16 protein-coding genes are annotated in these 21,580 nt (G+C 44.0%); 13 read left to right on the top strand and 3 right to left on the bottom strand.

Annotated features, from left to right (window positions below; translation table 11 throughout):
* The first annotated feature begins 386 nt into the window (after positions 1 to 386).
* From C943_RS05725 to C943_RS22335, 9 genes are all read left to right on the top strand, one after another.
* Entirely contained in the window at positions 387 to 785 is a 399-nt protein-coding gene (locus C943_RS05725) for a helix-turn-helix domain-containing protein (RefSeq protein WP_008625254.1), read from the top strand.
* Positions 786 to 992: 207 nt separating this feature from the next.
* Positions 993 to 1,790 carry a HipA family kinase gene (locus C943_RS05720; protein ID WP_008625252.1) on the top strand — a complete coding sequence of 266 codons (798 nt, stop codon included), beginning with the start codon at positions 993 to 995 and terminating at the stop codon, positions 1,788 to 1,790.
* Positions 1,787 to 2,650, top strand: coding sequence for a DUF3037 domain-containing protein (locus tag C943_RS05715; RefSeq protein WP_008625250.1), 864 nt, complete (start codon positions 1,787 to 1,789; stop codon positions 2,648 to 2,650). Before C943_RS05720 ends, C943_RS05715 begins: the two co-directional genes overlap by 4 nt.
* Before the next feature lie 331 nt (positions 2,651 to 2,981).
* Positions 2,982 to 3,182 (top strand): hypothetical protein, encoded by a 201-nt coding sequence (locus tag C943_RS21680; protein ID WP_081610450.1) that lies wholly within the window; start codon positions 2,982 to 2,984, stop codon positions 3,180 to 3,182.
* Between the two features lie 947 nt (positions 3,183 to 4,129).
* Positions 4,130 to 5,719 carry a type I restriction-modification system subunit M gene (locus C943_RS05705; RefSeq protein ID WP_008625245.1) on the top strand — a complete coding sequence of 530 codons (1,590 nt, stop codon included), beginning with the start codon at positions 4,130 to 4,132 and terminating at the stop codon, positions 5,717 to 5,719.
* A complete protein-coding gene (locus tag C943_RS21675; protein WP_081610449.1) occupies positions 5,703 to 6,836 on the top strand; it encodes a restriction endonuclease subunit S in 1,134 nt (377 codons plus the stop codon). Before C943_RS05705 ends, C943_RS21675 begins: the two co-directional genes overlap by 17 nt.
* Positions 6,837 to 6,838: 2 nt before the next feature.
* On the top strand, positions 6,839 to 9,985 hold the full coding sequence (locus C943_RS05695) for a P-loop NTPase fold protein (protein WP_008625237.1): 3,147 nt from the start codon (positions 6,839 to 6,841) through the stop codon (positions 9,983 to 9,985).
* A gap of 156 nt (positions 9,986 to 10,141) precedes the next feature.
* A complete protein-coding gene (locus tag C943_RS05690) occupies positions 10,142 to 13,405 on the top strand; it encodes a type I restriction endonuclease subunit R (protein WP_008625236.1) in 3,264 nt (1,087 codons plus the stop codon).
* A 671-nt stretch (positions 13,406 to 14,076) separates the two neighbouring features.
* On the top strand, positions 14,077 to 16,230 hold the full coding sequence (locus tag C943_RS22335) for a fibrobacter succinogenes major paralogous domain-containing protein (protein WP_211208865.1): 2,154 nt from the start codon (positions 14,077 to 14,079) through the stop codon (positions 16,228 to 16,230).
* Positions 16,231 to 16,399: 169 nt separating this feature from the next.
* On the opposite strand, the gene C943_RS05680 is transcribed toward C943_RS22335, so the two are convergent.
* Positions 16,400 to 16,804, bottom strand: coding sequence for a VOC family protein (locus C943_RS05680; protein WP_008625226.1), 405 nt, complete (start codon positions 16,802 to 16,804; stop codon positions 16,400 to 16,402).
* Between the two features lie 459 nt (positions 16,805 to 17,263).
* Between C943_RS05680 and C943_RS05675 the strand changes: the two genes are divergently transcribed.
* Together C943_RS05675 and C943_RS05670 are read left to right on the top strand one after the other, a co-directional pair.
* Positions 17,264 to 17,998 carry a helix-turn-helix domain-containing protein gene (locus C943_RS05675; RefSeq protein WP_157198451.1) on the top strand — a complete coding sequence of 245 codons (735 nt, stop codon included), beginning with the start codon at positions 17,264 to 17,266 and terminating at the stop codon, positions 17,996 to 17,998.
* Between the two features lie 78 nt (positions 17,999 to 18,076).
* Positions 18,077 to 18,499 (top strand): GNAT family N-acetyltransferase, encoded by a 423-nt coding sequence (locus C943_RS05670; RefSeq protein WP_211208864.1) that lies wholly within the window; start codon positions 18,077 to 18,079, stop codon positions 18,497 to 18,499.
* Between the two features lie 157 nt (positions 18,500 to 18,656).
* Here C943_RS05670 and C943_RS05665 read toward each other — a convergent pair whose 3' ends face one another.
* Positions 18,657 to 19,013: a winged helix-turn-helix transcriptional regulator gene (locus C943_RS05665; RefSeq protein ID WP_008625222.1), complete on the bottom strand. Its 357-nt coding sequence runs from the start codon at positions 19,011 to 19,013 to the stop codon at positions 18,657 to 18,659.
* A gap of 53 nt (positions 19,014 to 19,066) precedes the next feature.
* Here C943_RS05665 and C943_RS05660 point away from each other — a divergent pair, with 53 nt between their 5' ends.
* Both C943_RS05660 and C943_RS05655 read left to right on the top strand, forming a co-directional pair.
* Positions 19,067 to 19,699 (top strand): NAD(P)-dependent oxidoreductase, encoded by a 633-nt coding sequence (locus C943_RS05660; RefSeq protein ID WP_008625221.1) that lies wholly within the window; start codon positions 19,067 to 19,069, stop codon positions 19,697 to 19,699.
* 15 nt (positions 19,700 to 19,714) lie between these two features.
* Positions 19,715 to 20,581: an NmrA family NAD(P)-binding protein gene (locus C943_RS05655; protein ID WP_008625208.1), complete on the top strand. Its 867-nt coding sequence runs from the start codon at positions 19,715 to 19,717 to the stop codon at positions 20,579 to 20,581.
* Positions 20,582 to 20,705: 124 nt separating this feature from the next.
* Here C943_RS05655 and C943_RS05650 read toward each other — a convergent pair whose 3' ends face one another.
* Positions 20,706 to 21,458: a hypothetical protein gene (locus C943_RS05650; RefSeq protein ID WP_040479227.1), complete on the bottom strand. Its 753-nt coding sequence runs from the start codon at positions 21,456 to 21,458 to the stop codon at positions 20,706 to 20,708.
* Positions 21,459 to 21,580 lie beyond the last annotated feature (122 nt).

Here is a 21,580-nt window from a genome sequence, read left to right as displayed (position 1 = left end):
AATAGACCGCCCTACCAGACACCCCCTGCAGCGGGTGAATGCGGTCTGCGAAAAAAGGAACGCCAACGATTGGCATTCAAACAGGTGCCTTGATAATGTTTTGTTGTAACTGCATTACACTAAGCAGCAAACCAACCTTGGTACAAACAGCACCACAACCCCCCTGATGGAGGGAGTAATTTTTGCCGGAATCGGCAACTGAAAGAATTAGATGAACTAATTGCATGCACAATTTTATCCAATATCCTTTGAAAAATTAACTCCTTTGGGTAGTTTAGCCCTCGCTAAAAGTAGTTTCAAACTACTTTACCTGATGTTTTTAAAAATATTAGAATAAGTTTTGGAGCTTTTGTTTAAAATTGGGTAAACGTTAACCTGCTTCCGGTATGAAAGAGAAAAATGAAAACGGTTTCACCATTTTGGAAAACCGAAATATTGGAAGGAACCTGTCCACCTTTCGGAAACTCAGGGACAAAAAAGCCATGGAGGTCGCAGACTATCTGGGGATAAAGGAGGCTGCCTATACCAAATACGAACGGGGTGAAAGCAAAATCACCATCGACCTGATCCAAAAAGTAGCTGAATTTCTTGAGGTAGATCCGCTTCAAATAGTCTCCGCAAATCCTGGACATGTAATCGAACATCTCACGAATTCTCCAATTTCCATTAATTCGTCAAACAACAATAATGTAATTAATGACAAGCAAACGGAAGTGATGATGAAGATGATGGAGACGATGATGCAGATGAACGAAGCGATCAGGAAGATTTTGGAGGGGAGGTAGAAAACTTATACCTCCTTCAATTGAGACATAGGGATTCACTTTGGTCAATTTGAAGATATCCATAGGTTGAGGATAGTGGGGGAAGTTAATCCAGCCGGGAATCGCGGTGATATTGAAAATCCTCGAACTAAGCAAGGAACCGATTTTTCAGTTTCAAAAGTCTTAAGTAACCCGATCCAATGACTATTAAAACCCTTTTGATCTTCAATGTTTGAGACATTTCAGGCTAGGAAACTGATGCGTGTGATCGAAGAGAGACACGGCCATACACAGCCTTGGGTAGTTCTTTGTGAAGGTAAGTCTGGGTTGAAGGAATTTGTGGTGAAAGTGTTTACAAACGATCACCTTCTAGATAAGCCTAGGGTTCACGGTGAATTTGTCGGCAGCTGGCTTTGCGGAGAATTTGAGCTTCTTACCCCAGACGTGGCTTGGATTGAAATGGATTCCTCATTCCTTTCCTCGCTCCCGCCTAATCTAGATTTGAAAATGGATCCAACAGACGATCGACCTAAATTTGGTTCAGTGGTTTTACCTTCATTTCAACACTTTTCACCGGGGTTGAATGATGGTTATTTCAGGTCCCTTCTTCCCGTTGATAGATTATACGCGTTCGATGTCTTTATTCGAAACGCAGATAGAGGTTCCTATAAACCCAATCTACTGATAAGCGAATCGAGCGCTTACTTGATAGACCATGAATTCGCTTTGGAAATAGACGAAACCACAATTGAAGGGATCAAGAACTCGATCTTGCCAGGCAAGTTCTCCTTGGACCATATTGCCTACGCTGTCCTTGCAAGAGCATCAACAAGGTCCAAGCGTGACTTCTTCGCTGACTTTAATGTTTACTTAAGGGCGCTTAACCTTAGTGACCTTAGAGCCGTTTTCAATGAAGTTCAAAACAAAGGCTACGATGCAAAGGTGGAAACAATCATGGATTACTTCATGTTTGTTAAAGCAAATCCTTCTATTTTTACCAATCTACTCCTGCGGGAAATACAATGAAAAAAGAGGTCTTTTATGCCATACTAAGATACCGTCATGGTTTATTGTTGGGAGAGTCTCTCAATGCAGGAATTCTTTTTTACGATGCTTCCAATAATCTATTTGCATTCGAAGTCGGGGATCTTTCAAGGATCAAGGCTGTTTATCCCGGATTGAATACGAGTTTTTTAAAGCGGTTTATCGCAACCTTGAATCAAAATATAAATAGGATTAACGAACCCAATTTGATTCAAGGATACCGTGAAAGTCTTGACGAAATCATAAGAAAGGAAATACTGTATTCCGACGCAGCAGGTCTATCTTTTGACCCGATTGAAAAAATCACATTATCCGGTGAGTCATCTTACACGCAAACGTTGAATTACCTTCGGCAATTATTTTTGGTTGGCACCGGTGGTGAGATAAAAACCAAAAAGAAGAAGAACGAAGAGTACATTTTAGCTGAAGTATACAAGATCTTGGATAGGAGAAAACCGAATGCAGTCAAACGAATTGAAAAAAACAAGGTAATTGAAACGCCCTTAGTCCAATTCACATTTGATTTTTTCTGGAAAAGTGCATCCAGTCATTTAGGAAAGGCCTTGGCATTTGACCTTGAGAATAGTTCTTTGATTCAAAACAAAGCCTTGCAGATTTATGGAACGCTAGAACAGTTGAAGCCGAATATCTCAAACGAACTGGGAAAATTCGAATTGGATTTCTTGGTTTCAAAACCGACCAACAAAGAGCTTTTCAATGAATTTGACAAAGCTTTAAAGATTGTTGTAAGTTCTACTGTCCAGTCCCGAATACTTTTTGAGGACGAATGGACCACCTATGCCGATGGGATAATTGAAGAAGCTGTTGACCTCGTAGTTTAAAAGATATCGATTAAGGTTTTTTTATCTTCCTTGCTGTATCTCCCAAGAACACAAGACGTCCCCTAAATTCTGTAAGATTCCTCCACATGAATCTCTCTTTGCAATTTTGGGTATCCAAATGATTGATGCTAATTCCGAAGAAGGTAACCTGAAGATCGACAAGGAAAACTCCCACACACTGCCCCAAAAATAGGATGGCGACTTTGGAATGTCACACCTAAGCACTTACAAAGTATGACACTTTATGTCAGGATTGTCCATAAATCGGTCATATTATGTTGGTTTTAAGTACTTTGCATGAAATTATTTAGCCACCGAAATTTAAAAAACCATGCCAAATTACGTAGTAAACAATCAAGCACAGGCCAATGGGGACCACGAGGTCCATCAGGTAGGATGTAACTATTTCCCAAGAGACTATGTAAGTCTGGGCTGGCACCTGACCTGCAACACTGCAGTCGCCGCCGCAAAAAGGTACCATCCTCGGAGTAATGGCTGCAAGTATTGCAGTCCAAGCTGCCATACAAGCTAAATGCTAGGGCCGGAGAGAATCCGGTTTTTTTTTCGTGATTTTTGACATTTTATGTGTAAAACCACCATTTTTTATTGAACAATTGCCCTACATCGGGATCTATTCGGACTTCAATCTAAACACAAGGTTCAAAAAATCGAGGAAGGAGTTCTTGAACTTCTGTTTCTACTCGATTCAATCGATTGATTTTTAATAGTTTAAATTCCATTCACCTCGATTGTAAAGGTGCAAAATGCATGCAATCACCATGTCCGAGGACATGATTTTTGCAGCAATTTCCCATGTCCTTTCCTGATTCTGGAATAAGCGTTTCTTTGTGAGGACATGGAAAAAACCTTGCTGAGTCAAATCAAGGCTGATTTTCTATGTCCCCTGACTAAAAACAAAGTGTCCAAACCTTTGTGCCTCGGTACAATTACATTCACGGAAAATTGAAGACTTATGAAAGACTTCTCGATACTTCTCTTGATTGGTGTTTTGAATGATCCTTTTTTTTCGGGTATAGTCTTGTTCATCGCTATAGCAAGGACTTTATTTCCGTTCTTCCAATCAATGATGGACAAATCGGTCCGGAGAATGGAACTTGATCAACAAATCGAGATTGAAAAGCTGAGGACATCAGCAAATGGCACATCCAAAAGTCCCGCAGGAAAAACCAAAAAACCACCACCGAAACGTTCCTAGCATTTAATCACATATGCCTGAATTTTTGACCAGGCCAATCCGCGTCCAGATGAATCAACAATTTTTGACTTTGGCCTATTGAAATTTTTGGATGGTTTATTTTTCTAAGTCCTTATAGACTTTTTACCTGGAATAAGGCAATTCACAACAAAATCCGTTGAATTTTCCGAGAAAACTCCTAAAAATACCCCAAACACGGTATATCACTGTTTCGACTAATGGACTAAATTAGCAAAAAAGAAAAGAAGGAGTCTTTAGCAATCATGGCCAAACAAAAGAAAGAGACCAAAGACAAAGCACTTGAAGTAACGCTGTGGGACGCAGCCAACAAACTCCGAGGCAGCGTGGAACCCGCCGAATACAAACACGTGGTACTGAGCTTGATTTTCCTCAAGTTTGCCAGTGACAAGTTTGAGGTGCAGCGGGCAAAACTCATCGCCGAGGGCAAAGGGAAGTATGTCGAAATGCCCGAGTTCTATAATATGAACAATGTCTTTTTCCTGGAAGAAACGAGCCGCTGGAACTTTCTGATCAAAAAATCAAAGCAAAACGACATTGCCCTGCTGATCGATACGGCCCTCCACACCATAGAGAAAAACAACAAATCCCTGCGGGGTGCCTTGCCTGACAACTACTTCTCACGCCTTGGGCTGGACGTCACCAAACTGTCCTCGCTTCTCGACACCATCAACGACATCGACACCACCAAAGACCCGAAACAGGACTTGGTAGGCAAAGTGTACGAATATTTCCTCTCCAAATTTGCCTTGGCGGAGGGAAAAGGAAAAGGCGAATTCTACACCCCAAAGAGTATTGTCAACCTGATCGCCGAGATGATCGAACCCTACAAAGGAATCATATATGACCCAGCTTGTGGTTCGGGCGGCATGTTTGTCCAAAGTATCAAGTTTATCGAAGCCCACCACGGCAACAAGAAAGAAATCTCCATCTACGGACAGGAATATACCAATACGACCTATAAGCTCGCCAAGATGAACCTCGCCATCCGGGGCATTTCGGGTAACCTGGGCGAAAAGGCGGCCAACACCTTCCTCGATGACCAACACAAGGACCTCAAGGCTGATTTCATCATGGCCAATCCCCCTTTCAACCAAAAGGACTGGCGTGCTGATACCGAACTCACCGACGACCCACGCTGGCAGGGCTACGAAGTCCCACCCAAAAGCAACGCCAACTATGCCTGGATTCTCACCATGGTAAGCAAGCTTTCAGAGAACGGCATCGCTGGCTTTATCCTTGCCAACGGTGCACTCAGCGGCGGCGGAGAGGAATACAAGATTCGACGAAAACTGATCGAAAACGATCTGGTCGAAGCGATTTTGGTACTGCCTCGAAATTTATTCTATACCACCGACATCAGCGTCACCCTGTGGATTGTCAACAAAAACAAGAAAGCCCAAATCAAACAGGTAGGCGACGCAGCCCGCAGCTACCGCGACAGGCAAAAGGAAATCCTATTCATGGATCTGCGGCAAATGGGCGAGCCTTTCGAAAAGAAATACACCCAATTTTCCGACAATGATATCAAGCGGGTGGTCGATACCTATCACACTTGGCAGACATCGACAAGCTCAGCCACCGCCGTCGGTACAGACTATCAGGATATCCCCGAATTCTGCTATTCGGCTTCGTTTGATGAGATAGCCAAAAAAGACTTTTCCTTGGTACCAAGCAAGTACATCGAGTTTGTCAACCGGGATGAAAACATCGACTTCGATGAGAAAATGAAAGGCCTGCAAACCGATTTCGCCGAACTGCTCAAGGCGGAGGAACAAAGCAGGCAGGAGTTAATGGCGGTATTCAAAGAGTTGGGGTATGAGATCAAGTTATAAACCTCTGGGGAACTACATTCAGCTGGTAGACGAGCGCAACATTAATTTGAAAGAATTGCCGTTGGTGGGCCTAAGTATTTCCAAGCAGTTTATCAATTCAGTGGCCAATATCATCGGAACCGATCTTTCCAATTACAAGGTAATTCGGCAAAACCAGTTCGCATGCAGCTTGATGCAGGTAAGTAGGGATGAAAAAATTCCGATAGCCATGTATCGCGATGAAAAGGCCATCATGTCCCCAGCATACCCAATTTTCAAAGTAATCGATCCTTTGGAATTACTTCCGGAGTACTTGATGATGTGGTTTTCGAGAACCGAATTTGATCGGCAAGCCTCCTATTTTGCAGTAGGCGGTGTTAGGGGAAATCTTCCTTGGGAGGATTTTTTGGATCTGGAAGTCCCCATTCCCCAAATCGAAAAACAGCGGGAAATCGTCAAAGAATACCAAGCAATCGAAAACCGCATCGCCCTTAACCAACAACTCATCCAAAAACTGGAGGAAACCGCACATGCGATTTATAGGGAGTGGTTTGTGGAGGGGATAGATAGGGAGAATTTGCCTGAGGGGTGGAGGGTCGGTCCTTTAAGTGAGCTATGTGAATATTCAACTAGAAGAGTTTCAATAAACGAAATTTCTTTGGAAACCTACATTTCAACTGAAAATATGTTACAAGACAGAGCAGGTATTTCTATAGCTAATGGGCTGCCAACAACTAATAGCGTAACTGGTTTTGAAAACGGAAACATCCTAATTTCCAACATACGGCCATATTTTAAGAAAATTTGGTTAGCCAACTTTAGTGGAGGTTGTTCAAATGATGTTTTGTGTTTTGTTCCAACACCCGCAATTCCTTCTTTGTACTTGTATCAAATAATTGAAAAAGACAATTTCTTTGAATATGTTATGGCTGGAAGTAAGGGGACAAAAATGCCTAGAGGGGATAAAAAATGGATTATGAATTTTGAAACTATAATTCCTAGTGACGAACTTCTAGAAAGGTTTAGCATAACTTCTAAGAAACTACAAAATGAAATTCAGCTTAGAAAAAAAGAAAACCAAAACCTAAATGAACTAAAAGATTTGTTGCTTTCGAGGTTGGCGACAATAGAAAATTAAATATGGAAAAGGATAACAAAAAGGTATTTAAATTTCTATCCAATGAACCGATTGGGTCTGATTTATTTGCCGGTAAATCTCAAGAAAAAACAGCTGAAGTTATTTCGCAGATTTTGAAGGACGAAAAATTCCAAATAATTGGAATTGATGGAAGCTGGGGAACAGGGAAAAGTAATTTAGTAAAAATTGTAGAAAGCAAACTAAAGACTTATAAATTCTTCATCTATGATGTTTGGGGGCATCAGGAAGATGATCAAAGAAGGTCAATTCTAATTGAGTTGACGGACTTTATTCGAGATAAAAAAAACAAGCTAATTGATAACGATAAAAAGTGGGAAGATAACCTTAAAAAGTTATTGGGTAAGGAAAGAGAAATCACAACCGTAAATAGACCTTATTTAAGCATAGGTTTTATTTTTTCCCTATTTTCGATCATTTACATTCCCTCGGTTAATACTTTTAAAGATTCAATTAAAGATTTTTTGGAAATACATAGTTTGGTTTGGAAACTCGTACTAGTTCTTTTCCCAATTTTTATAGTATTAGGGATTTATTTATTCAATTTTATAAGTAACTGGTGCAAAAGTGGAAGGTTTTGGTACTCATTCAAATTCGCTGCTCAACAAACATTTCAAGTTTATACAAACAAACAAGAACAAGAAACCAAGGTTGAGACTATTTCTGAAAATGACCCTCCAGTTAGAGACTTCACTGAATGGATGAAATCTATAGATAATGATCTCAAAAGCAATAAGCTCGTTATAGTCTTTGACAATTTTGATAGACTTCCCAAAAAACAGATTCAAAGCATTTGGTCATCTCTCCATGTTTTGTTTTCAGATAAAAAATATAATAATGTTAAAGTAATTGTTCCATTTGACCGAGAGCATATTAAAAACGCTTTTTCTGAAATGAATGGTAAAAGTGAAAAAGATTTTGCTGATGACTATATTAATAAAACATTTGATTTGGTCTACCGAGTCTCACCCCCCATCCTCTCTGATTGGAAGAATTTTTTAAGAGACAAATGGACCGAAGCCATAAAAAATTTTGATGAAAAGGAATATCTACGAGTAGTTCAAGCGTATGAGGTATATCGTCCTCAAATCACTCCAAGGGAGATAATAGCCTTTATAAATGAAATAGTCTCAATCAAACTTTTGAATGACGAAATCCCTGACCAATACACTGCTTTGTTCGTATTGCATAAGGCTCATATTCTAAAGGATCCACTGAAATCAATCACACATCCTGAAGAATACCTCGAAGGCTTATCCTACTTATATGAAGATGATGAGGATTTTCAAAAATACATCACGGCACTCGCCTATCAAATAAGCCCTGAAAACTCATTAGAAGTCATTTACAAAAAACAACTCAAAAACGCATTGATAAACGGTGATGAAACAAAATTCTCGGAAATCGCCAAAACGAATATTTTTCCTGTCATCATTCGTACAACCCTCAGAGATGGGATTGAGGATTTTTCGAAGCCGATTGAGGTATTGTACACATTGGAACCCTCAGAGAAAATTTCCAAATATTTGATTCAAGAAATATGGGATGACATTTTCAATAAAGTCAAGACTGTAGAAATTAGGTATTTGGAATTGACACGAGCACAGGGACTTCTTTTTGAAAAAATTTCAAATACTCAAAAAATAAAATTGGCTAAAAAACTGCTCGCTGATTACTCTAACGTAGAGGATTTTGACTCTGTTAAATATGCCTCCATAATTGAGGATTTAAAAAGCCTCATGAAGATCAATCAAGACGAGTGGGATTTATTCCAAAATTTACCTGCTAAAAAGGTAAAAGTTTACCAAATAATCAACCTCGTGCAAGCCTACCCAAATAGATTCCAATCATTCAGAATATCCTGTAATCAAAAAGAACTAAATGATTTTTTCATCAATAAAAAAGATACCGAGCTTAAGGAAATCGACCGATTGGAATACCTAAAGCTTGAATATGATCTCTCCGACTTTCGGGACTCCCTAATTGGGAGAGTAGGTAAAAACACAACTAATATAACACCACTGAGCGAGATGTTTCGACTTTTAAAGACGCTTTCAGACTCCAAATTGCCAGTAATAATACCTGACGACCAAATTTTTAGTATGTTTTCATCAGTAAATAAAGAAAGTGACTTCCATTATGATTTGCTTGCGATGAGGCTTGCGAGAGGAAATGAATTTCCATACAACTACAACACCCCTTTCGCGGATGTTATCAAACGTAGTGATCCAGAGGTGGTAGAGAGAACAAAGAATTCCATCTTGTATTTTATTGAGTATGATGATCTATTGATTAGTTCAATTTCCTTTAACTCAAGCGAATTATTAAAATCTGTTATACAGGATCTTGTCGTCGATGATTCCAAGCAAAAAACAGCAGTTGTCAACAATGTGTTAAAAAAATTCGATGAAATATGCGAAGCAAATGAAATTGAACCCCGCTTACTGTTGTCAGATTTAGATAGGTTTGAATATAACACCGAAGATTTAGAATTTGATAGCTACGGTGCGCACTTTTATGAAGTCATAAAAAACTATGACTTAGAACTAAGTAGAATATGTGTCTCTGGGTTAGAAAACTTTTTCGAGAACTACAGTAAAGAAAAATGGAAGAATGTGTTTAATGATTTCTCAACAAACAGCTTCAAGCTAGTGCGAGCGATTGATTATATCAAATGGAACAGTTTCGCAACGGAAGCGCTAGAGGAAATTTTGGGGGAAATCGCATCTTCTGGAAAGATATTGAACAAAGACTCAATCACCTATTTGATCGAGAGTTTTGAAAGGGGGAACAAGCCTTTGAAAAAAATATTCAAGACACTTCGAGATCAGTTTATAAACTCTTCGAAAAATAATCCACAGGTCTTTTCGATTATTGGAAACTGGTTGTTCGAATTCGGAAGTCTTGAGGAAAAGTCTTCTGATGCATTAAGAACGATTTTCAAGCCTTCTCTTTTCGACAATTCTGACTGCTTAAATATCCTGGAAGCAAATTCAGATCATTTGAAACAGATCATAGAAGTATCTGAGCAAAGTGAAACGCAGGCTATTAGTGAAGCTATTTTGTCAAGAGTTCAAAATGGGAGCACAAAGATTCTCGCCAAAAAACTCGGGTATATAAATGGAGACTAGCCAATTAGAATGATTGGAAATCGTAAAGATCTTTATTTCTGGAGTTATCTGATCTTAAAAGGATTTCTCGAGTAAACTACTGTTCAAAATTAATTCTCTAAAAGGCGCGGTCGAAGGTAATCAATTGACGAAAAACTACTCAATCCGATTTTGAAAATGAAATTCACCGAATCGCAATTGGAAAAGGCATTTACAGAGTTGTTGGGGCAGCAGGGCTTTCCCCACTCCTTGGGTATTGCCCTTGTCCGAAAGCCTGAGGAGGTCATCATTGAGGAGGATTTGCGGGGATTTTTGGCGGAGCATTACAGCCATCAGGGAATCACGACCTACGAAATCCAGTCGATCATCTTGCGGTTAAAGGCACTTCCCGCCTCGGACCTCTACGAGACCAACAAGCGGTTTTTGCGGATGCTCTCGGATGGGTTCATCTTGAAGCGGGAGGACCGCAGCCAAAAGGACATATATATCCAATTGCTGGACTACGCAGGCTTGAACTCACAGCGCAGGCCTTTGGAAGAGCATGCGGTGGCGATTGCGGCGGATGAAGAGGAAAGGGACTTCACCAGCCCCTTATCCGAGTCCTACGGCAAGGATACCAACCGCTACAGATTTGTGACACAAATGGAGATCCTGGGCGGGGAAAAGCGCATCCCCGATGGGATTTTGTACATCAATGGACTTCCGCTCGTGGTGTTTGAGTTCAAAAGCGCCATCAGGGAAGAAGCGACCATCCACGATGCCTATCGGCAGCTGACAGTACGCTACCGCAGGGACATTCCGGAACTTTTCAAGTACAATGCCTTCTGTGTCATCAGTGACGGCGTCAACAACAAGGCAGGCTCCTTCTTTGCCCCATACGAGTTTTTCTATGCGTGGAGGAGGGTAGCAGGACCGTCCAGATCGGCAGGAAAGGCAGATAGCGAAGTGGATGGAATTGATAGCATGTACACCTTGGTACAGGGGATGTTCCATAAAGATCGCCTTCGGGACATCCTCCGCAACTTTATTTACCTGCCCGATAACAGCAAGAAGGAAGAAAAGATCGTCTGCCGCTATCCTCAGTACTATGCTGCCCGTGCCCTGTACGAAAGCATCAAGAAGGCACAGAAGCCGGATGGAGACGGCAAGGGCGGTACCTATTTTGGCGCTACGGGCTGTGGCAAAAGCTTCACGATGCTGTACCTTACCCGCCTGCTGATGAAAAGCGAATACTTCGAAAGTCCGACGATCGTGTTGATTACCGACCGGACGGACTTGGACGATCAGCTTTCGGCCCAGTTTGTGAATGCCAAGCAGTTTATCGGGGACAATACCGTCGAGAGCGTGGAGAGTCGCGCCTACCTCCGCCTCAAGCTGCAAGGCAGGCAAAGCGGTGGGGTATTCCTGACGACGATACACAAGTTTACCGAAGACACGGAACTCCTCAGCGGCCGCAGCAATATCATCTGCATTTCTGACGAAGCCCACCGCAGCCAGGTGAACCTTGACCAAAAACTCAAGGTAAATGAGGATGGCGTCAAGAAGACTTTTGGATTCGCCAAATACCTGCACGATTCCTTCCCCAATGCCACGTATGTAGGTTTCACCGGCACCCCCATTGACGCCACACTGGATGTCTTTGGAAAAGTCGTGGATGCCTATACAATGACCGAATCGGTGCGCGACGAAATCACCGTCAGGATTGTGTATGAGGGTCGTGCCGCCAAAGTTGCCCTGAAAAACGGGGAATTGGAAAAGATCGAGCGCTATTACAAAGAGGCCGCCGAAATGGGCAGCAACGAATACCAAATCGATAAAAGCAAAGAGCAAACGGCCAAAATGTACGTCATCCTGGGCGATCCCGAAAGGTTGAAGGCAGTGGCCGAGGACTTTATCCTGCACTACGAGCGGCGCGTTTCCGAGGGGGCTACCGTCAAGGGGAAAGCGATGTTTGTCAGCAGTTCGAGGGAGATCGCCTATGCCCTGTACAAGAACATCATTGCGCTGAGGCCGGAATGGAATGAGATCAGGGAAGCAGCAGAAGGAGCTGACCTGACCGAGAAGGACCGACGGGAACTAAAACCCATCGAGCGCATCAAGTTGGTCATGACCCGCAGCCAAGACGACCCGGAGGAGCTTTGGAAACTGTTGGGTACCAAGGATGACAGGAAGGAACTTGACCGGCAGTTTAAAAACCCCAAGTCAAATTTCAAGATCGCCATCGTGGTGGATATGTGGCTTACCGGCTTTGATGTGCCTTTCTTGGACAGCATTTACATCGACAAGCCTATCCAGCAGCACAATTTGATCCAGACCATTTCACGGGTAAACAGGAAGTTTGAAGGCAAGCACAAGGGTTTGGTGATCGACTATATCGGCATCAAAAAGCAAATGAACCTTGCCCTAGCCCAATACAACAAGGGTGACAGGGATAATTTTGAAGATATCGACAAATCCTTGGTTGTGGTAAAGGACCATTTGGATCTGTTGGGAAGGCTGATGCACAAGTTTGACACGACGAAGTACTTCAAAGGCAATACCCTGGAGCAACTTCATTGCCTCAATCTAGCGGCTGAGTTTGTACAGCAGACCAAGGAATTGGAAACAAGGTTTATGGGTTTGGTCAAGCGCTTGAAGGCAGCCTATGACATCTGCGCAGGCAGCGAAAAACTGACCCAAACAGAGCGGGATTACACCCATTTCTACTTGGCTGTCCGATCCATTGTATTCAAACTTACCAAAGGCAATGCCCCCGACACAGCACAAATGAACGAGAAGGTCAGAGAAATGATCAAGGATGCCTTGGAGAGCGACGGCGTAGAGGAAATCTTCAAGTTGGGAGAGGAAGGCACGAGTGAGCAGGATATTTTTGACGAAGATTACTTGGCGAAAATTGACAAAATCAAGCTGCCCAATACCAAGATCAAATTGTTGCAGCAGCTTTTGGCGAAGGCAATCCAAGAGATCAAGAAGGTGAACAGGATCAAAGGAATCGACTTCAGCAAAAAAATGCAATCGATCGTGGAGCGATACAATGACCGAAGCGTCAACGACATCATGCGGAGCGAAGTCTACGAGGAAATGGCCGAGGCTCTGACCAATATGATTTGGGAGGTACACCGGGAATTCAAGGCAGGCGATGCCCTCGGAATTGATTTTGAGGAGAAGGCATTTTATGACATTTTGAAGGAACTTTGTAAGAAGTACGACTTCAGCTATCCGGAGGAAAAGTTGATAGAACTGGCAAAGGCCGTAAAGGACTTGGTAGACGGCCAGTCAAAATTCCCCGATTGGAACAAGCGGGATGATATCAAGGCGGCCTTGAAAGTAGGTTTGATCCTGTTATTGGATGAATTTGGCTATCCGCCAGTAGAGCGAGACGAGGTCTATGTAGAGATTTTTGAGCAGGCTGAGAATTTTAAGAAGTACCAATCAAAATAAGCTGGAATAGGTTTACCCTCCCCCTGTTCGGTATTTGCAATTCCGAACCGAGATTCAAAAAATCCCCACAAAAAAAGAGCGACCTGAACCGCTCCTTCATTTTAGTTGGCTTATAGTTTCCCTTCTGTGCTTCAGTTTGTATAATTCATTTGATTATATACCCTCACTTGACATGGCTTCTAGACCCAAAACTCCAAGGTCAGGGCGTTTTTGCAGCCAGATAAAGGTAAGATGATTACAGGAATTTTTTGCACATTTCCACGTGAATTTTCTTTTGGCAAATGGTGGTTTTCAGGGCTTGAAATCCCGAATTCCCGGTATATAATCACGCATTTACTCATTGAAAAGACGAGAACGTACCTTATCTCCGCACCCGGAGAAATCGCCAAAACTCACTGATCCAATGCTGTATACCGCCTCGCAAAGTCAAATCTAGAAATCAAAGGATAGTTGGGTAAGTGAACAGGTTCTCGGCAGGTATCGGGTGGCGGTTTTTCGCCAAATATCCTTTTAGGGATGAAAATTGGCTTTCCTGCTTTAGAAAAGAGAGATCGAATCAATTGAAATGCTTATTTTTGATTTACCCGCTTGCCGATTTATATATTTAGGAAGTTTCGTTCACCACCACTATGTCCCTATCAAAAATCCCATTTGTAAACATACTTCCTTTTTTGCTTTTACTGTTTTTCGCATGTGCAAAGGATGATTCAGAAGCCCCAAACCTGGAGAAACCAAAGCCTCTTGGATCCAAAGAGATAAAGGTTGTAATTGACAAGTCTTTGGATTTCGGCGATTACCGCGCAAATACGATCATGGATTCGATGGCAGTCGGAAATCCTGGCGAAAAATTGTATGCCCCGGAGGGAATTCAATCCGTTGTGTTTTTTACGGACCAAGAATCCGGAGAGATCACAGCCTTGACTCCATATGACGGCACCAAATCCGAGGTGACAGTCAATGTCGAGACGGTGACGGAGGGCGTTTTGACGCTTGCCCCGATGTATAGCTCTTTGACTGCGCCGCAGAAGAAAGAATTGCTTCTGAAAATCAAAGAAGACCAATCCTACATGTCAATGAGACTGACTGTCGGGGAAATCCTCAGCAAAAGGGAACCGATTTTTTCCGAACGGCCTGAATTCATATCGAAACTTTTGGAATTCAATTCATTTATCCTGTCGGAATTTTACCCAGATTTCAGACCGGAGGGGGGAAGGTTAAATCTCGGGCAGGAAGATTTTGCAAGCTTTGTCAAAGGCGAAAACGGTTTGACGGTGTTCAACCAAGTGAGCAGCTATGTCCATCTAGAATTTAGACCGCGAGCAGGCGGGAATTCGCAAAGTCAGCTGCTTGATCCAAAACCAATTTACCAGTTGGCCGATTCAAAAATCTCGCCGGTGCTGATGGATGATTGCTACGACGTCGAAATCAACCAATCCGATCCATTGGTCTTCCAAAAAAATAGGGATGCACTGGCGGAAAAACTTGCCCAAGCATTTATTGGAATCATTTTGAGCGACTTTTCGGGCACAGGCATCAGCGGGTGTATCAATGAGCTATCAGGGGTACTTTCGCTTGAGTTGGGCATGGCGTTATCGAATCTGGGATCAATGACACCATTGGAAATTCTTTCCAGCACCACCAAAACGGCTGCTGATTTATTGATTTTGGCAGTAAAGGAGGAAAAATGTGCCACCTTGTTTTTCAACAAGACTGCGATTGCCAAAATGCTTGCATCTACTTCCAATCTATATGTTAATCTGTACAAAGCGGCAAAGTTCACATATGAAGTAAGCGAAGCATCAGCGTTTGCTTTTGCGATCGTACCATCCACAAGGATAGATTTGAAAGAGTCACTACAGCTTTATAAAGGCAAACTTGTCGAAGCTTGCGTAAGGGTTGTGAAAGATGTTGAATTAAACGCTGAATATGCTGCGGGTGAGAATCTGCTCGTTAAGGTCAAGCTTGATGCACTTTCCCAATATGGAGATTGGAAAAAATCCGGTTTTGAGATTTCATGGTCGCTGCCCCCGTCAAATGGTGAACTGGGTGAATTGTTCACTTCCACAAACAGTGATGGCTTGGCAAGTGTAAATTGGACCTTGCCCAATGAGAGCAATGCATTGGTGACCCTGTCAGCGGAACTTAAGGATAAAGAGGGAAATCATATCAGTGGAAGTCCATTGACTTTTCAGGTGAAAGTAAAGAGCGAACCTGAATTCGGTGTCTTTACCGACCCAAGGGACGGAAATGTCTACAAGACCGTCAAAATAGGTTCACAGACATGGTTCATGGAAAACCTGCGCTACGAGGGAGGCATCCCTGAGGTGATTTCACAGCAGGCATGGAATGCTATTTGGAATAGCGGCAATCCAACAGGTCAGCCTGCTTGGTCCTATTATTACAATGATTCCAACAATGACAAAGTGTATGGGAAGCTATACAATTGGTATGCGGTGGACACTGGGGGCTTGTGTCCTACTGGCTGGCATATTCCCACGGAATCAGACTGGAAGGTTCTGCAAGATTTCTTAGGTGGAGTAATGGTAGCGGGAGGCAAGATGAAATCCGTATCCGGGTGGGATGCTCCAAATGTCAATGCAACCAACGAGTCAGGTTTTACGGGTCTTCCGGGTGGGCGTCGGTCTATTGGTGGTGATGGATTTGCCTATTTCGGAACTATTGGGTCTTGGTGGACTTCTACTTCCCATCCAGGCTATAATGATTGGGAGGCTTGGAGTATATCCCTGAGGACTGCCAACGCTACTGCGGGGACCTCTAGAACCCCAAAAGTGGTGGGCAACTCCTGCCGCTGCTTGAAAGATTAGAAGCCAACCTTTTCTTTTTCCATCACCGTGGTCTGCGTCTCACAGACCACTTGACCAAATGTACCCTATATTCGGAATTTGCGATCCCAAACCGAGATGAAAAGGATTTTCAACCGTTCAGCCGTATTCAAGGGTTTTGTAACTCCTCGAAAACCAAATGCTTGACAACTCAACCTGGAATTTTTCCCATATCCATATAGAAAATTTCCCAGGTGTGACCGTCGCTATCTTCGATGGTTCTTTGCTGCATGAATCCGTAATCCTTTCGTTCACTCGGTTCTATGCCGCCCGCGGCCAGTCCCCTTTCCATTAACAAATCGATATCTTCAGGCTTCTCCATGGCAAGCGACAACAAGGCGGCGACGAACTTCTTGGTGTCCGCTATAGGTTTGGTAGCGAAGCAGGAAAACTTTTCGTGGCTGAGTAGCATGAGATAGATATGCTCACTCCAAACCATGCATTTTCCCGAGTCATCCGAAAACTGCGGATTGTTGACAAAACCAAGTGCGGTGTAGAATTCCAGTGATTTTTGAGGGTCATGGACCGCCAAGTTGATGAATATTTGTTTGGGCATGATGTATAGATGTTTAAGGTTCAATAATCTATCAGATGATTCACGGCACGATCCGCTCAATTACATGAAGAATAAGAAATCGAGAAATGCCGATTAAGTATCTGAATTCCAATGTAATGAATACTTTTCGACTATCAGCCCAAAATCCCAAGAAACTGTGTTTTCAAAGATCAGAACGGAAACCCGGTCTTTGTCCTGTTGAGACATCAAAATCGACTTTGGCTTAGCAATCGCACACCGGTTGCGTCGGGAACAAAAACTGAATCTGTTTTCTTGGCGGAGCCACTTCGCTGCACCCAGCAAGTATACAAGGATAGGGCTTGGAATTCCATTTTCTAAGCTAAATCAAACACTACCTGAGGTCGTTTTGGTACATATTCAGCTTGCTTGCTTTGGAATATCCCTAAAATGTGGGCAAACGAAACTAGATTTGAACAAATGTTTAGCCGTTCGGGAAAAATGAAAGTTTTTGAATTCAATATTGGAAAGGGTATCTACAGTTTCGAACTTGAAGGCATCGAGACGGAGTTCCATAGCCATCCGGCAATCGAAGTAATTTTGGCCGAAAATGGGGAATTTTCTATAGCAACCGAGAAAGGAGTTCACCCCAACCTGAATTTTGCTATTATAGGTGCCAACCTGAAACATAAACTGTCCGCTTTGAACTGCGCCATAAAAATCATAATGGTAGAGCACCACAACAGCTTCGTAGTTTCCTGTTTGTCCCAGGCTAGCATTGATCTTCACAAAGGATATTTCTTTGACCCGACCGATTACAAAAGGAGTAGCAATGTCATCAACAGCTTGGTTCATTCAATTCAAAATGGGCATGCGGCACCTGAATATGATGAACGTGTTCGGAATACGATCGATTTCCTAAACACCCATGACCTGGAATATGGCCAGATGTTGCAAACCTTGTGCGCTATCAGCAACCTATCCGAGAGTAGGCTTTCCCACCTGTTCAAGTCAAACACTGGAATATCCTTGAAAAGATACCTTATCTGGGCAAAATTAAAGGCAACGATAAGGCGGTTTCTAAATGACCATGATGACCTTTTCACAGCGTTGTTGACCAGTGGTTTTTATGACCAGCCGCATTTCAGTAGAAGCTTCAGAAGCATGTTGGGTGTCAAACCGTCTAAGGCTTACAACAGCAGATTCGTACAAGTATCCGGCACCCGCAATCAATAGTTTTGGGGGGATTTTCGCAAACAGATAGAAAAAATGTCGGACTTCATTCGAACAATAAATAAAGCAGATCTTCCAGACTTGAAGATAGTAATAGATACAACTGGGCTTTTTCCCGCGGACCTCCTTGATGGCATGGTAGAAGATTACTTTTCAAATCCGGATACCCAGGATATTTGGCTTACCAAACTTGAACACGGTACCCCGATTGCCGTTGCCTATTGCGCTCCCGAGCGCCTGACTGAAGGCACATACAACCTTTATCTCATTGCAGTGCATAAAGATTTCCAAGGCAAAGGCCTCGGAAAAAAGATGATGGGGCATATTGAAAATTTACTTAGATCCCAAGGGAATCGCATTCTGCTTGTCGAGACTTCCGGTTTACCGGAGTTCGAAATGACCAGAGAGTTTTACGATCAATATGGTTATACCCGTGAAGCAGTGATACGTGACTTTTACCGCGAAGGTGACGACAAGATCGTGTTTTGGAAAAGACTTCAATGAAGGGTGCCCCGATGTTCCTGATGTGCCATTCCAAACGGAGTTAAAGCGGGGTATTCAATCAACCCGCCACATTCGGATCAATCATTCATTAATTCGCAATCCTTTTTCGGAAATGAAAACGCGTGGTTTCCGACCTCTCGAAACCAGTCACCAAAACTCAGCGATCCAATTCGGTATACCCTCTCGCAAACTCGACCATTTTTTCGATCAAGGGGAGTGCCGTGAGGCCTTTTTCAGTCAGCAGGTAGCTAGACTGTGCATGATTCTCGACGCCCTGTTGCCTTGCGATCAGCCCATCCACCGCCAATTCACGGAGTACCTGGGCGAGCATTTTTTCGGAAATCTCCGGCACCGCCTGCCGCAACTCGGAATAACGGAGCGGACGGCCCGCCAGCTTGGAGATGACCAAAAGCTTCCATTTGCCCCCAAGGAGTTCCATTGTGGTGCGGATAGGGCATTTCGGGAAAAGGTTTTGGGCTTGGCTCGACATACTTACCAAAAGGTAGGTATTCATTCGGAGATTCTTTTCCCCGGATCCCCGTAAACTTGAAAAAAAAACAGATATCCATGAAAATTGCACTTTTCGGCGCTACCGGCAGGACGGGAAGCGAGTTTCTAAAAATGGCACTGCAAAACGGCCACGAAGTCAGGGCACTCGTGAGGAGCCCTGAAAAAAACACCATCCAACACCCCATGTTGACCTTGGTCAAGGGGGACGTCCTCGACCCAAAGGCTGTAGAAAAGGCCATTACGGGGACAGAAATCGTCGTGAGTCTTTTTGGTCGCGTGAAGGATTCCCCGCCCTTGCTACAGACCAATGGTACCAAAAACATCGTCTCGGCCATGCAAAGGCAGGACGTTCCACGTATCATTTCACTATCGGGAGGCGGGCTTCCCTATCCCGAACAGGACAAGCCTGGCCTGATGGACCGATTTATCCGTTTGGCGATGCGTACCTTTGCGCCAGGGCTGTTGGAGGATGCCATTGCCCATGCCGATGTCCTTCGCCAAAGCGGGCTTTCTTGGGTGATTGTCCGGGGGCCAAGACTGACTTCCGAACCTGCGCGGAACCGCTACCGTATCGGTTGGGTCGGCGTCAATGGTGGCATGAACCTCGGGCGGGCAGATCTTGCGGATTTCATCCTCAAACTCTGCAAGGACAAGTCCTATGATGGACAAATGCCCTTCATAAGCTATTAACACAATGGTATTGGAATGAATATATTGATCACAGGTGCCTCGGGCAATGTAGGCAGGGAAACGGTCAAGGCTTTGGTCGGGAAAAACGATCCCGATCTACAGGTCTTTGTGGGACTTCGTCACCCACAGGCGGATGCAGGTCTTTTTTCGGGTATGCCGGTCAAAAAGGTAGCCTTTGACTTTCTGGAACCGGACACCTTCGAGCCCGCACTCGCGGGAATCGAAGTCGTTTTTCTGCTGCGCCCACCCCGGTTATCCGACGCCAAGGGTATTTTCGGACCCTTTATCGAACAGGCACGGCACCTTGGGGTCAGACATATCGCTTTCCTGTCTGTGCAGGGTGCGGATACCAGTACGATGATCCCCCACCACAAGATCGAAAAGCTACTCGAAGCCTCGGGAATCGCCTACACCTTCCTTCGTCCGGCATACTTCATGCAAAACTTCACCACCACGCTGCTCGCGGATATCAGAACCCGACGCCGGATTTACCTTCCCGCCGGTGATGCGAAGTTTTCACTGATAGACCTTTGCGATGTCGGTAGGGTAGCTGCAGAGGTTTTGGCAAAGCCCAAAAACCATATCAACAAATCCTATGACCTCACAAACGGGGAACTCATGACCTTCGGGGAAATGGCAGGACAGCTATCGGAAACCATAGGCAAGACGATCAAATTCGAATCTCCCAACCCTGTTCGGTTTCTTTGGCATAAAATCCGAGAGGGGACACCCACAATGCTGGCATTGGTTATGATCATGCTGCATTACCTGCCGAGATTTTCCAAGCCACCAATGTTGTCGGATTGGGTAGCCCAAATCACCGGCCAGGTGCCCATCACTTTTTCCGAGTTCGCGGAGCGAGAGAAAGAAACGTTCATGTAATGTAGGCAAGGCAAAGTGCTGCACTCGATTTGCGCAATCAAGAATGCAAATGATCTTAGCGCCGCCAAAACCCAAATCCCCGTGGATTGAGGAGTGTATCCCAATCTACGGGGACTTTTATGTGCTACAGGATCCTCCCAAGAAGACAAACCCCACCTACCTCTTTGTATGGAATTGTGATCTCAGCAGCAGAATAAAGGAAGCGTAGGCTTACAGCTGCGATCCGGACAGTGTTCTCGGGTACAGCACTGCCGAAATCCAGGGTTTGGATGCCAAATACGGCCGGGGCAGTACCAAGGTCCATAGTGGGCAGTGCAAGGCTTTCCGTCCTTGAACCACCATTACCGTTGTCCAGAATCTCTATGCCATGCACCTGTACCCCGTACAAGTTTGCACCAATGGGCCTAGGGATTCGCAGTTCCCTGTGCAGGTGCCCAAACTCAAAATGGACGAACCTGCCTTCCCCTTCGGAGGAAAACAGCGGCAGGCCGCCCATTTGGTGCATCAGTGCTTGTTTCCCGAGTTCACGACCTCGATAAAGGCCATGATCCCCTTTGGAAAAATCCCGCTGACCATGTTCATTCACTCCATCGGATAAAATGACCTCCCGAAACAGCGCCGTAAGCTTGGAATGCCCAAAACCCTCTACGCCGTCCAGTACAGGCTGCAGGGCCTTTCTGACAATCCCGCTGATGCGCGACGCCTGACCGAACTCGGCAGAGGCCTTTCGCGATGCCTCAAATTCCGGTGCATGCAGAAATCTTTCCTTTTGAACACGGGGTTTTTCACGTGCATAGAAGTTACCGTTCTTGTGTTGGTAGAAGGTGATATTCCCGATACTACCTGTCAGTTTCATCATCGTTGCTTGCTTTGCCATAGGTGTCTAGTTGATGTTTCCACAGAAAGTTAACACCGATCGTATGTCCAACCCAACCACATCCCAGACCGCTGTGCGTTTTGTGCGTATCCTGCGCATTCTGCGTTTTTTGCGCCGTTCTT

The organism is Mariniradius saccharolyticus AK6, assembly GCF_000330725.2.
GTDB lineage: Bacteria > Bacteroidota > Bacteroidia > Cytophagales > Cyclobacteriaceae > Mariniradius > Mariniradius saccharolyticus.
Note: the sequence above shows the minus strand (reverse complement) of the source record. Positions and strands in the feature narration are given on the sequence as shown.